This is a genomic window from Prosthecobacter debontii, from assembly GCF_900167535.1.
GTDB lineage: Bacteria > Verrucomicrobiota > Verrucomicrobiia > Verrucomicrobiales > Verrucomicrobiaceae > Prosthecobacter > Prosthecobacter debontii.
The window spans coordinates 266046-278964 of the sequence record NZ_FUYE01000005.1 but is presented as its reverse complement, the minus strand read 5'-3'; the positions used below and the strand labels follow the sequence as shown (position 1 = coordinate 278964).

The 12919-nt window shown below is 55.8% G+C and carries 14 protein-coding genes; 5 read left to right on the top strand and 9 right to left on the bottom strand.

Annotation, left to right across the window (positions count from 1 at the left end; genetic code table 11):
- Window positions 1-2: 2 nt before the first annotated feature.
- From B5D61_RS09805 to pseB, 6 genes are all read right to left on the bottom strand, one after another.
- Window positions 3-845, bottom strand: a complete 843-nt coding sequence (locus tag B5D61_RS09805) for an N-acetylneuraminate synthase family protein (RefSeq protein WP_078813171.1) — start codon at window positions 843-845, stop codon at window positions 3-5.
- A gap of 92 nt (window positions 846-937) precedes the next feature.
- Complete coding sequence (locus tag B5D61_RS09800) at window positions 938-1165, bottom strand: acyl carrier protein (RefSeq protein WP_139373164.1); 228 nt, start codon at window positions 1163-1165, stop codon at window positions 938-940.
- Between the two features lie 14 nt (window positions 1166-1179).
- Window positions 1180-2115, bottom strand: coding sequence for a ketoacyl-ACP synthase III (locus tag B5D61_RS09795; RefSeq protein ID WP_078813167.1), 936 nt, complete (start codon window positions 2113-2115; stop codon window positions 1180-1182).
- Window positions 2112-2723, bottom strand: a complete 612-nt coding sequence (locus B5D61_RS09790; RefSeq protein WP_217698955.1) for a hypothetical protein — start codon at window positions 2721-2723, stop codon at window positions 2112-2114. Before B5D61_RS09790 ends, B5D61_RS09795 begins: the two co-directional genes overlap by 4 nt.
- Window positions 2724-2811: 88 nt before the next feature.
- A complete protein-coding gene (gene pseC / locus B5D61_RS09785; RefSeq protein WP_078813163.1) occupies window positions 2812-3987 on the bottom strand; it encodes a UDP-4-amino-4,6-dideoxy-N-acetyl-beta-L-altrosamine transaminase in 1176 nt (391 codons plus the stop codon).
- 13 nt (window positions 3988-4000) lie between these two features.
- Window positions 4001-5011 (bottom strand): UDP-N-acetylglucosamine 4,6-dehydratase (inverting), encoded by a 1011-nt coding sequence (pseB, locus tag B5D61_RS09780; RefSeq protein WP_217698954.1) that lies wholly within the window; start codon window positions 5009-5011, stop codon window positions 4001-4003.
- A 161-nt stretch (window positions 5012-5172) separates the two neighbouring features.
- Here pseB and B5D61_RS09775 point away from each other — a divergent pair, with 161 nt between their 5' ends.
- Genes B5D61_RS09775 through B5D61_RS09765 form a run of 3 tightly spaced genes read left to right on the top strand, consistent with a single transcriptional unit; the run spans window position 5173 to window position 8421 of the window.
- A complete protein-coding gene (locus tag B5D61_RS09775) occupies window positions 5173-6201 on the top strand; it encodes a tRNA dihydrouridine synthase (RefSeq protein WP_139373162.1) in 1029 nt (342 codons plus the stop codon).
- Window positions 6202-6254: 53 nt separating this feature from the next.
- Window positions 6255-7385 (top strand): LptF/LptG family permease, encoded by a 1131-nt coding sequence (locus tag B5D61_RS09770; protein ID WP_078813157.1) that lies wholly within the window; start codon window positions 6255-6257, stop codon window positions 7383-7385.
- Window positions 7386-7413: 28 nt separating this feature from the next.
- A complete protein-coding gene (locus B5D61_RS09765) occupies window positions 7414-8421 on the top strand; it encodes a sugar ABC transporter substrate-binding protein (protein ID WP_176159331.1) in 1008 nt (335 codons plus the stop codon).
- 24 nt (window positions 8422-8445) lie between these two features.
- Here B5D61_RS09765 and B5D61_RS09760 read toward each other — a convergent pair whose 3' ends face one another.
- Complete coding sequence (locus B5D61_RS09760) at window positions 8446-9984, bottom strand: amidase (RefSeq protein WP_078813154.1); 1539 nt, start codon at window positions 9982-9984, stop codon at window positions 8446-8448.
- Between the two features lie 129 nt (window positions 9985-10113).
- Here B5D61_RS09760 and B5D61_RS09755 point away from each other — a divergent pair, with 129 nt between their 5' ends.
- A complete protein-coding gene (locus tag B5D61_RS09755; RefSeq protein WP_078813152.1) occupies window positions 10114-11019 on the top strand; it encodes a helix-turn-helix transcriptional regulator in 906 nt (301 codons plus the stop codon).
- 47 nt (window positions 11020-11066) lie between these two features.
- On the top strand, window positions 11067-11645 hold the full coding sequence (locus tag B5D61_RS09750; RefSeq protein ID WP_078813151.1) for a DUF417 family protein: 579 nt from the start codon (window positions 11067-11069) through the stop codon (window positions 11643-11645).
- Between the two features lie 22 nt (window positions 11646-11667).
- Here B5D61_RS09750 and B5D61_RS09745 read toward each other — a convergent pair whose 3' ends face one another.
- The gene (locus B5D61_RS09745; RefSeq protein ID WP_078813150.1) at window positions 11668-12060 is read right to left on the bottom strand and encodes a hypothetical protein; all 393 of its coding nucleotides are present in this window, start codon (window positions 12058-12060) and stop codon (window positions 11668-11670) included.
- A gap of 36 nt (window positions 12061-12096) precedes the next feature.
- The gene (locus tag B5D61_RS09740) at window positions 12097-12675 is read right to left on the bottom strand and encodes a redoxin domain-containing protein (RefSeq protein WP_176159330.1); all 579 of its coding nucleotides are present in this window, start codon (window positions 12673-12675) and stop codon (window positions 12097-12099) included.
- Window positions 12676-12919: the final 244 nt, after the last annotated feature.

The following is a 12919-nucleotide window of genomic DNA, read 5'->3' as shown; positions in this document are numbered from 1 at the left end:
AGTTAAACGAGACCTCGAATCTTCACTGTGGGGCGCAGCCCATCACTCGGATCAGCACGCCAATCCCGCTCGACCAGTTCGATAGCAGCAGGTTCCTTCACGCCACTTCCATCCGCAATGAAGGCGTCCTTGGTGTCACGAATCACGGCTTTGATTTGCTCCGGCAGCCAGCAATGCCCGGCGGCATACTCGGCCCCTTTGCCATCCAGATCCAGATGGAATTCGACAGCCGTCGCTCCCCAACGATGAATCGCCCGCGAGATCACCCCAGGATTGACGGTATGATCTGACCAACCGACTTGGCAGCCAAAGGTATCTCGCATGGTCTGAATGGCTGCCAGATTGCATTCAGCAGGAGGTGTCGGATAACTCGAAGTGCAGTGGAGCAAGGTAAGATCCTTACAGCCATTGCCACGCAATACCTCGACAGCCACCGCAATTTCATTCATGGTCGCCATACCTGTCGATAAGATGACCGGCTTACCCGTACGGGCACATTCAGCCAGCAAATCCGACCACAGCAATTCGTAGGAAGCTACTTTGTAGAAGTCCACGTAGGGTTCTAATTCTTCGACAGCTTTGAGGTAAAAAGGCGTCGCCGAAAATTGGATCCCAAGTTCGTGGCTTCGATCCGCTAAAGGTTTCAAAAAGGAGACGGGCAACTCCCACTTCCGCCGCTCACGGTGCCCTGGCCGAGTCGCTAACACATCGGCAGTGAAAAGCTCATCAATCTTGAAAAGCTGGAATTTCGCTGAAGAGCATCCGACTTGAGCGGCACAATCTACGAATTGAAGACAACGTTCGAGATCCTGATGATGATTGCTTGAAACTTCGGCGATAAACATGGTGGCAAACTAGAATGAGCCCGTAGGCCGCTGAACATCAATACTCACAAAAAAGCTAAAACCTGGACTCTTCAACCCTCCAACTCCCCGAGTCATCCTACCTTGCGGCAAATGTCGTTGATACTGTTCAGTTCGGCAATTTCCTGCTCCGTAAATTCGAGGTTCCATTTTTCCTGAATCCCAAGGAGCAAGGACATTTTATCGAGAGAATCGATCCCAAGCTCTTTGAACGACCGATCTCCATCCGCTTCCGGATTGATTTCAGCACCAGGAACAGCTTCGCGGATGATGGCTACAACAGAATTCAGAGTATCACTCATGGAAAAAAGAAAAGTCAGGAGCAACGCTCCAACAAGGCTGTAGCGTAAGAAAGGCCGACACCAAAGCCAGAAATCAAAATGCGCTGATCTTGGTGGCTTTTCAATACTGCTTCTAGCGTTAACGGAATAGCGGAAGAAACCGTATTTCCGATTCCTGAAAGATGCACTGGGACTTTCTCTTCAGGCAATTTCAGACGCTCCCTCAGCTTATCGACGATGTATCGACTGCCCTGGTGCAAAACCACGCGATCCACAGCATCCAAGGTCAATTCTTGCCGCGCCAGGAGGGCGCTGATCTGTTTCGGCACCGTCAACATGGCAAAGTTAAACACATCACGCCCATTCATAGCCAATTTGCCTTCGCGGTTATTGATCGCCGCCCCTCCTTTACCTTGAGTTCCAAAAAGCACATCTCGGACTTCCCAGCCACCCTGCCCCGCCTCCAAGAGGCTCACCGTCGCAGCATCTCCGAACAGCAATGAGGTGGCTTGATCCGCTGGATCAATGATCACTGAATAAGGGTCACTCGTGAAAAATAGGCCTCGTTGGATCCCATGAGCCTGCATGAAGGAGATGGCCACGGACAGTCCGTAAACATAGCCGGAGCAACCGAGAGAGATATCGAAACAAGCACAGTTATCCGGCAGCCCTAACTTGGCATGGACTACAGCGGACGTATGAGGAATCCCGTGATGATCTGGGGTCTGAGTGCATACAATCACAACCCCGACTCCCTCAATCATTCCACCTTGACCTTCGAGGGCTCGTGCAGCTTTGACACAAAGGTCGGAAGCCTGTTCATCAGGTGCCTTAGCGGCGAGGGATGTCGTGCCCAGCTTCCCCTCTAAAAAATCATCTCCATAATCAAAGCGCTTCCCCCGATCTCGCGTGTCCACACGTCCTTCAGGAATATAAGAGGCGATTTGAGTGAGACGAACGGAAGAACTCATTGAGGGGTGGAAAAGGAAATGGTGCCGTAGCGTTTACCGTCCAGCAAAATATCACTGCGCGTAAAGCGGTTCCCCAAGACTTGCTTGAGCACCACTTCGAGCGAGTCAGCGCAGACTGGGGGCAAGCTTGACTCGAGCTCCAACCTTGCAAAAAGCCACTTCGGACTCAGGTGCGGCAACAGTTTCAGATGGAGATGCTTGTTGAGAAAGACCACTTGCTCGATTGGCACCCCGATTCTCGGATGAAGTAGTTTCGCGGTTTTAGCCGACTCATCCACCTCGGCAGCAGCGGCCACCTCATTCTCATTGCAGAGCTTGCGCTCAGTGACGGGACGGTCGCTCTCCAGTAAAACAGCATGCAGCGTGTTCTCGGCACTGCCGAAGCGAAGTTCCCCACGAAAAGCAGGATCCTCACGCCATTGGCGCAAGCTCTCCCGCGAGCAAATGAGATCCGGAGCCTGCCGCAGCAATGAATGGAACATCATGGAAAAAGGCCCCTGAGGAAGATCGTCTCCCACAGCACCAACCACACTTTGATAGAGGTCTGTGCCATGTAAGTAAGAACGTTCGCCTCGAAAGGGTAACTCAAGCGGGTAGCGTGACATCATGAAATCCAGTGGCCACTACTCTGGGAGGGCTGATACCTTGTCAACCGTGCTGCACTGCCCCTCCGCAAGGTGAAGCAATCACCTAACATTACAGATTCAGGGCTTTTGCCAGTGCATCTCTGACACGAGCAACGTCAGCATCGTTCATGGCAGGGAACATGGGAAGCGTGATGCATTCTTCGTAGTATTTTTCCGCCTCAGGGAAATCACCCTGCTTAAACCCTAACTTCAGGTAGTCCGGCTGAAGATGCACAGGTATGTAATGAACATTGACTCCGATTCCCAGCCCCCGTAACCGCTCAAACACCTGCCTGCGGGTCAGCGGGAGAATTTCCTCCAAATTCAGCCGGATCATGTAGAGGTGCCAACCGCTCACTCCCTGTGTATCCCTAGCCAAGGGGCGCAGGGGCATGCCAGCCAGAGCCTGATCGTAGAGATCAGCGATCTGCCGACGACGAACGGCAAAGGCATCCAGTTTAGCCATTTGACTAGCCCCGAGAGCCGCCTGGATGTCGGTCATGCGATAGTTAAACCCCAACTCAAGCTGTTGATAATACCAAGGGCCATCACTTTCCCCGATCATTCGGTCCGCATCGCGAGTGATCCCATGCGTTCGCAGCGTGCCAATCCGCCAAGCCAATTCATCATCATTGGTCGTGATCATCCCGCCTTCGCCGCTAGTCACGATTTTGACCGGATGGAAGCTATGCGACGCCGCATCTGACCAACGACAATTACCGATGCGCTCACCGAGGTAATCACCGCCTAACGCATGGGCGGCGTCTTCTAGGATACGAAAGCCGTATTTCTGCCCGAGCGCATGGATCTGAGGCATGTCACAAGATTGCCCGGCGAAATGCACTGGCACGACGACTTTAGGGAGCGTGCCGTTTTTCTCGGCCTGCCGCAATTTTTCTGCAAGCCGCTCCACACTCATGCACGCAGTGCCAGCATCCACATCAACAAAATCCACCTTGGCACCACAGTAACGGCCAGCATTGGCCGACGCCACAAAGGTGATCGGCGAGGTCCACAACACATCACCATGACCAAGTCCCAGGGCTTTCGCTGCACAATGCAGGGTTGCAGTCCCATTCGCTAGAGCGATGCCGTGCTTGGCACCACACCAGTCTGCTACCGCACGCTCAAACCTGGAAATCGCCGGGCCTTGAGTCAAAAAATCTGACTTTAAAACCTCAACAACGGCAGCGATGTCTGCCTCGTCCAGCGATTGACGCCCATAAGGAAGAAACGGGGTGCTCATGAGCGCAACTCGATCAGGTCAAATCAAAGGAAGAATCGACGTGCTGACGAATCAATGTCCGGATTTCAGACACGGTCAGCCACTCCGTATTTGTGCCTGAATTATAGGCAAAGTCTGCTGCCACGGGTCTGCCTTGGTGATGCTCCGAGAATTTTTTCAAGGTCGCCTCCAAGCCCATCTTGCCACTAGGCACGATGATGTAATGACGATCCGTCATGATCGTTTGCAGAGCATCGGTCGAAGTCACCATCTCCTCATGGATTTTCTCGCCAGGGCGGATACCCACGACGGGTTTTTCACAGTTTGGCCCGATCGCCTCAGCCACATCCGTGATGCGATAGCTGGGGATTTTAGGCACGAAGATTTCGCCGCCGAGCGCGCGCTCCAAGGCATACTGAACCAATTCAACGCCTTCCTGAAGAGTAATGTTAAAGCGGGTCATCGCCAAATCCGTGATTGGCAGGATTCCAGTCTTACGACGATCCAAGAAGAACGGGATGACTGAACCGCGAGACCCCATCACATTGCCATAGCGAACCACGCTGAAGCGGATATCCCGGCTGCCTTTAACATTGTTAGCTGCGATGAAAAGCTTATCCGAGCAGAGCTTGGTGGCACCGTAGAGGTTGATCGGAGCCGCCGCCTTATCGGTCGAAAGAGCCACGACATTTCGAACGCCCGTATCCATACAGGCCTCAATCAAATTTTCCGCACCCAAGACGTTGGTCTTGATGAACTCCATCGGATTGTATTCCGCTGCAGGCACCTGCTTGAGTGCCGCTGCATGAATCACCGTATCCACGCCCTCCAAGGCACGGCAGAGGCGAGCCCGGTCACGCACATCACCTAAAAAGAAACGCAGACGTGGGTCTGTGAACTTCTGGCTCATCTCGAACTGCTTCAGTTCGTCACGGGAATAAATGACGATGCGCTTAACTTCTGGATCGGCCAGCAAAGTGGCGATGCATTTCTGACCGAAAGAACCGGTGCCTCCGGTGACGAGAATCGAGCGGGCTGATGACACAATAAATAAATTCCGAGGTTGGTGCTGGCTTTAAGAAGCCCGGAGTAAAGTCCTGACAGGTGAACCTGGCAAGACGGGATTTCCATTTGTCAGCCTCCCCTTTCGCAAACTCGCCTCCGCCACTTGACGCCCGGCACGACCCAGAGCAAGGCGTTCCCCTCGTGCGCGATCTCCTTCCCTCTCACCGTCCAGCTCTCGTCCTCGCTCCCATGCAGGATGTGACCGATCTGCCTTTCATGCGGCTGATCGCCCGGTATGGTGGGCCAGATTGGTTCGTCACGGAGTATTTCCGCATCACTCCAGACTCCAAACCAGACGGGCTCATTCTCAAATCCATCACGGAGAACGATACCGGGATTCCGGTGATCGCCCAAATGATCGGCCAAGACATTCCCGCCTTGGTCAGAAATGCGAAGCTGCTCGAAAAGCTCCCTATAGCGGGCATCGATCTCAATCTGGGCTGCCCGGCCCCAGTCGTCTGCCGCAAGGACGCAGGAGGTGGTCTGCTCCGCCAACCTGAGCGCGTGGATGAAATTTTGCGCGCGCTTCGGGACACTATTCAGGGCCGATTTACCGTGAAATGCCGAATCGGTTTCACCGATAAGGCCGAGTTCCCACGCCTTTTGGAGGTCTTCCAAAAGCACTCAATCAATGGCCTCACGGTCCATGGGCGGACGGTTCGAGATGCCTATAAAACCCCGGTTCACCCCGAGTGCGTGGCCATGGCGGTGCGCTCGATGCCCTGCCCTGTGATCGCCAATGGCAATGTCGTGGATGTGCCGACCGGACTTGCCTACCTCCGCCAAACCGAGGCTGCAGGTCTCATGCTGGGCCGGGGAGCCATCCGCCACCCTTGGCTCTTTGAGCATCTACGCAATCACTGGGAAGGGAGAGAATCTCGACCCAAAACCGGGCGCGACATGCTGGACTATATCCAGGCCCTCTATGACATGACGGCAGCCTTTAACCCTCATTTCCAAGCCGATCTGCACGTGCAGAAAATGAAGCGTTACATGGTCTTCATCACCACGGGCATCGCAGAGGGAGAACTGGAGTATCGAATCCGTCGCGTCACCACTGAGCCGGATTTCTTTGCTCTGTGCCGAGAGTTTTTGGACCATGACACCCCGCTGCCTGCCCGTCCACCCGTCGAATCGTCGGTATTCTGCGGCTTTTCAGAGTTGCGCTGAGACCCTGATTCACTTCTTGCCTGATGCAGCAAGGCCGCTAGTCTGCAAGCCACATGGTGGTGCGAATTTTTGACCGTTATTTGGGCAAGCAGGTTCTCTCGGCGACGCTGATGGGCGTCTTGCTGCTCAGCGGCGTGATGGTGCTGGGAAACGTCTATAAAAAGCTGGATGAGCTCTTGGGAGACACCCAGTTGCCACTGGGATTCATCCTGGAGTTCATCTCTCTCGTCATCCCCTTCTCGCTCATTTTCACCATCCCCTGGGCGTTTCTCACGGGCATCCTGCTGGTCTTTGGTCGCCTCTCGGCGGATAACGAGCTCGTCTCTCTCAGGATGACGGGCTGGTCCATGTCCCGCATCTGCGCCTCGGTCTTTGCCCTAGCCTTTGCCCTATCTGCCATTTGCTATTGGGTCAACGTCTCGGTCTCCCCCATGGCCAAGGACCGCATCAAGCGCATGTTCTTCGCCGTGGCTCTGGACAATCCTTCCGCACTTTTCCAGGAAGGCCGAGTGCTGGATAAGGTTCCCGGTTTCCGCATCCACACCACCAAGCGGGATGGCAACGTTCTGCACGGGCTGGAAATCGTGGAAGTGGAAGGCCGCCTCGCCAAACGCATCATCCATGCCGAGCGCGCAACCCTGGAGATGCAGCCGGGAGTGCTGGATATCATCATGCACCTGGAAGGGGCAGAGATCGAAAACATCACCTACACCCCCGAACGCACGGTGGATAAGGTGGAGTTCGTCAATGCTGGCAAGACTGCAATGCTCTTCCCCCTGTCTCGTCTGAAAGAAGACACTGTGAAGGTCAATGCCAGCATGAAATCCACCGGCATGCTCTGGCAGGAGATCTCAGACGGAGTGGATGGAGCCACGGGTAAAAAGATGGAAGAGAAGGATATGAGCCGCTCCCTCACGGAACTGAGCAAGCGCTACAGCTTTTCCCTGGCCTGCATCACCTTTGCCCTCGTCGGCATCCCGCTAGGCGTCACCGCCCAACGCCGCGAGACATCCACAGGCTTTGCCCTCAGCCTCGTCACGGCGACGGTTTACCTCGTCTTCATCATCTTGGCAGATACGCTGAATGATAAACCCTCTGCCATGCCTCACCTCATCATGTGGGCACCCAATGTCCTTTTCATGGGCATGGGGGGCTGGTTGTTCTATCGCCTGAGCCGCCGTTGATCTTTCGCCCTGTCTATCTGCTATGAAGATGAAGGTTTCTCGTCGTGTCTGGTCTGCCCTTGCCTTGTCCACCCTGGCCATGCTGGCAGGCTGTGACCGCACCGGCCCTTCCTACACCGTCATTGAGGAACCTGAGAAAGTCGTTTTCCTCTCTGCTCGCGGAAATCGCTCCTTTGAAATCGGGCAGCGCCTGCTGCTGACCCAGCTCATGGGAGGGAATGCTGGCTTTGAACTCGATATTCAAGACGCTGGGTTGGATGCAGCTCTGCAGGGCGGCCAACTCCAAGCGGCCATCGCTGCCAAGCCCTTTGCCATCTTGCTGGATCCGCTCCAGCCAAAGGATCTGCAAGGACAAGTCCGAATGGCTGAAGAGGCCGGGATTTTGGTGATCGGCTTGGGCCAAGACAGTGCCGACCTGGACTGCCGCACCTACCTTTACACCGACCAAAAAAAGCTCGGTCAAAAAGTGGGTGAACTCGTCATCGCCGCCCTCCAGGCCAAAGCCCAGGAATCGGGTCAAACCGAGACGGTCGGTCGCGTGGTTGAAATCCGTGGGGACGAACAAACGCCGGACTGCCAACACCTGCATGAGGGTTTCGAAAGTGCGCTCACAGCAGCCCCCGGAGTCATTCTCGTGCACGACGCCCCTGGTGATTGGACCCAAAAAGGCGGTCAAGAACGCGCCCAGGATGCCCTACGTCTCCAGCACACTTTTGACATCGTCTTCGCCCAAGATGATCTCATGGCGCTGGGTGCCGCAGAGGCCTTAAAAGATCGGCGCAACGACCTGATGATCATCGGCATCAACGGTTTCCGCGGTCCCCAAGGCGGCACCACCCTCGTGGACGACGGGCAAATCGACGCCACCGTTTACCAGCCCATGCTGGTGGACTTCGCCTGGCTGCTTCTCAAAAAGAAAGCCCAGGACCCCAAGTTCATTCCCAAGCCGAGCTATGAGATGACCTTCCGCACCATCCTCCCCAAGGACGTGAACGACATCTATAGGAATGGTCTGCCCGCCCTGCCTGAGTTGTAAGCCGACTCCATTTGCGGTTCGCGGTTACCCAAACAGCACCGTCGGCTGATACACCCGCACGCTTTCGAAGGCATGGCCGAGCTGGAGCAGCAGTCCCTCTGACCACGCAGGGCCGACGAACGACAGACCGACGGGGAGATCATTCACCAGCCCCATCGGCACGGTGAGGTGCGGGAATCCCGCGATGGCTGGGGCGGAGCTGAAGACGTGGCTACGGGCATCGCCAAGACCGAGGTCGGTGCGCCCTGCGGGGTCGTTGGTAGGGCAGATGAGGGCATCGAGCTTGTCCTTTTTGAAAGCGGTTTCCAGACCTTCGGGACCGGCGAGGGTCTGGGCGAGCTGACGCAGTTCAGCAGCTTCGGCGATGAGTTCAGGGGTATTGCGGCTTTCGGCCTCGATGAAGAACTCTTGGTTGAAGTGCGGCATCTCCTGCTGCTGATGTTCCTCATTGTAAGCGATGAGATCGGCCAGCGAAGTGACTGCGCTTCGACGAGTTGCAAGGTAGGCATTGAGGTCCTGGCGAAACTCGGTGAGCAGAGCCCGCCAAGCGGCGGCGGAAGCCTCCCGGTTATGCGGCAAAGTCACCTCATCCACCACCTCAGCCCCGGCTTCGCGGAGCAGGCTCACGGTCCCCTGAAAGAGCTTCAGCACATCGCGATTCGTGGTGCTGGGAGAACGCAGAATGCCCAGTCGTTTCCCCTTCAAACCCTGAGGGGAGAGATGAAAGGCGTAGTCGCGCGCGAGGTGACTCGCCGCCTGGGCCGTGGCCGGATCACGCCCATCGGTCCCAGCTAGGATGTTCAGCAGAAGGGCCGCATCCCGGACGGTCTGGGTCATCGGCCCGGGGGTATCCTGCCAGTGACTGATGGGGATGATGCCCGCGCGACTGATGAGGCCAAGCGTCGGCTTGAGCCCCACAATGCCACAAGCGGCTGCCGGGCTGACAATGGACCCATTCGTCTCCGTGCCGATGGCGGCCGCGCAAAGTCCCGCCGCGACCGCAGCCGCAGAACCGCTGCTGGAGCCGCTAGGGGTGTGAGCGAGATTGTGCGGATTCAGGGTCAAACCACCCCGAGCACTCCAGCCGCTGGTGGAGTTGGGAGAGCGGATGTTGGCCCACTCACTGAGGTTCGTTTTACCCAAAATCACCGCCCCCGCCAGCCGCAGACGCTGAACCACCGTGGCATCGACCGCCGGTTTCTCAGCGCCTAACAAAGCCAAAGAACCAGCCGTCGTCTCCATGGCATCGGCGGTCTCGATGTTGTCCTTGATCAGAATGGGCACCCCATGCAACGGACCGCGCTGGGGTGTCGCACGAGCCGCAGGGTTCACCTCGATCACGGCACGCAGACGCGGACCGGATTGGTCAATGGCAGTGATGCGGGCGAGGTAATGCTCCACCACTCGATTGGGGCTGAGATTCCCAGCACCGATCTGCTCCACCAGATCCGCCACGGTGAAACTCTGCCCCGGCGCAATCGCCGACTCACGCCGACAACCCGCCAGTGCCGCAGTGCTGGCTGCAACGGTGACACCGAGAAAGCGGCGGCGGGGGAAAAGCATATCTCAAAGCTTCGCAGGAAAGACGCAGAAACGTCAAGATCGTTCCATCTATCCAAAGGCTATGTCGCGTATGGGGAGGAGTGGGAAGATGGCTCTGTGAATCCTCCAACCGAGTTACCTTGATACTTCATGAGACGAAAAAGGCTGTCTGGCGAAATCCCCCTGCGTTTGTTTGACCCCACGCGTGGGCAGCTGGCGCTATCGGTGGGAGATCTGACCCCGGAGCGTCATCACCCTAGCCGGAGCAATTGTTTCACCATCCTCTGGATTCCCGCAGGGCGAGGTGTTTTCCATCGGGGATTGGATTCATATGCCTTTGAGGGCCCTGTTTTACTTTTTGGCTCTCCCTATCAGACGCTTTTCATCGAATCCTCCCCCCTGCTTGAGGGACAGGTGATCCTCTTCCACGCCAATTTCTTTTGCATCGAGACCTACCATCATGAGGTGGGCTGCAATGGGGTGCTTTTTAACGATCTCAATAACATCCCGCTGGTCCAGCCTGACGAGGCTTTCTCGATGGAGATCCAAAACCTTCTCCAGCAGATGCGCCAGGAACTGCAAGTGAGCGGGTTGGCCCATTCGGAGATTTTGGTTTCTTATCTCAAGGTCCTGCTGATCAAGGCGACTCGGCTCAAACTGGAGTCGCAACGTCAGGCCACAGACTTGATTGAGCCCGCCTCAAAACCTGTCCTCTTGATGGAACTGACCGACCTCATTGAACGCCATTTCAAAGAGCGTTTAGGCCCTGCAGACTATGCCCAGAGGCTGCACATCTCCTTGAAAGCCCTCGGCAAGCTGGTGAAAACACATCTGGGCAAGACACTGACGGATCTAATCCGTGAACGCACACTCCAGCATGCCAAGTGGCAACTCCTGCACACGCTGCGTCCGGTGAAGGAAGTAGCAGCGGAAGCCGGATTTTCTGACGAGCTCTATTTCAGCCGAGTTTTCAAACAAGAGACAGGTCTGTCCCCCAAGGCCTTCCGAGAGTTTGAAACGGCCATCCGTGGCGGGAGAAATCTGTCCATGGACTGACGGCTTGCGTCCATTTTATCGCATTCGATTCGAATGTAGGGACGAGTATGAATCAAACCCAAATTTTCTCTCTGGCAGCTCAAACAGATCGTCTTGGTATGGCAGTCACTCGGCTGGGGTTGGTTGTCGTTCTGCTCTGGATTGGCGGTTTAAAGATCTATAAATATGAAGCCGATGGCATCGTGCCTTTTGTCGCCAATAGCCCGCTGATGAGCTTTCTTTACAAGCATCCCGCGCCGGAATACAAGACCCATATGAATGCGGAAGGGCAACTGGTCCCGGCCAATCGGCAATGGCACGAGGATAACGGCACTTATGCCTTCTCATATGGCCTGGGGGCAGTCATTGTTCTTTATGGCTTGATGCTCTGCCTGCATCCCTGGCTGCCAGGAATCGCCACTCTGGGCAGCTTCTTGGTCGTAATCATGTCTTTGGTCACCCTGTCTTTTCTAATCACAACCCCAGAGACCTGGGTGCCTGCGCTAGGCGATAGCGAACATGGATTTCCTTATCTCAGTGGACGCGGTCGCCTAGTCCTCAAAGATGCCATCATGCTGGGAGCCGCGATGGTCACCATGGCCGACTCTGCCAAAGCTTGGCTCAAGAAGCGTGGTCAAAATATCTGATCTCGGTCAAGGCTACCCGAGCCTAGGCAGGAAAAGACCAACTGACGACCTGCCAGATCACCCACAGAAAGGGAATCAGAAAGACCACGAGAGCTAGTTTCTTCAGGGGCTGGCTGTAGCGGTAGAGGCGGGGGTGAAGCGCCCAAAACCAGTGGAAGTGGGCAAAAGCTCCAAGGGCGATGTAGGCCACGGCCAAAGCTTGAGCCTCCGCGCCACGCAAAAGCATGGAGGGACTGCGGCTACCGAAAAGCGGTGTCCAGCCACGTTCCAGACAGACCCATCCGTAAATCACTGGAATCAGCGCCAGTCCGATTCCGGCCAGATACATCGTCCCCCGACCGCCGCTGGGACCGTTGGCGAGGTCACCTACATCATCCCCCAAGGTGCGGTGTTCTGGAAAACGAAGGGGCGTCATAGCGGACAATGTGGACGAAGCCCTGAAGAAACCTGATTACTTTAACCCACCAATCTTACACCCCTGGGCCTCCATTTGTGGCTGAGGCACTGGGTTACCAGCCAGGATGGCATCCAGAGCATGGCGAAGATCTTTCGTCGTGGCGGCACGCTGACGCTTAGTGGGGCCGAGATAGAGGTCATTGATCCGACCTTGATAAAGCACCTCGCCCGTGGGTGAAAGCACCACCGCCTCGGGAGTGATCGTGGCTTTCACCAGTTTGGCGAGCTTTTGATCCTTATCCACCAGCACGGGGGCTTTCACCTCGTTCATGTCCGCATGCTGGAGGGCGACTTCGACGGTGATTTCACTGTCGGAATGGATCAGAGAAACCGCCGCGCGATCCGCATAGTCCGCCGCGATGGCATTGATCTCCTTCATGAAAGGGCGGGTGGTGGAGCAGAAGGGCGAGACAAAAAACAGGACGACAGCTTTTTTATCCCCGGCGACTAGAGGCGTGTGCATCTGACCATCCGTGCCTTGGAGTTCCAGAGCGGGTTCTGCGGCAGAAAGGGAGAGGAAACTCGTCACAAACAATACCGCCAGGGCAACCCGTGTGTTTTGAAAGAATCGCATTGGGTGAGTGTGGTGGATCATTCCAGGTTCTGCAATCTCTTCAGATGCTGAGCCTGAGCGTAGTGATAAGAATATGAAAAGACGGACAGAAAAAGGATTGCGATGGGCAGAGTCATAGAGCTGCCCTCAAACGCCTGCACCTCCAACAACTGAGCCAAGAGAACGAGCGCTGACAAAATGAAGATCACCAGTGCCAGCGTCCGACTCCGGTAAATGCCCAGTTCATATCTTAGAAGCCGTTTTT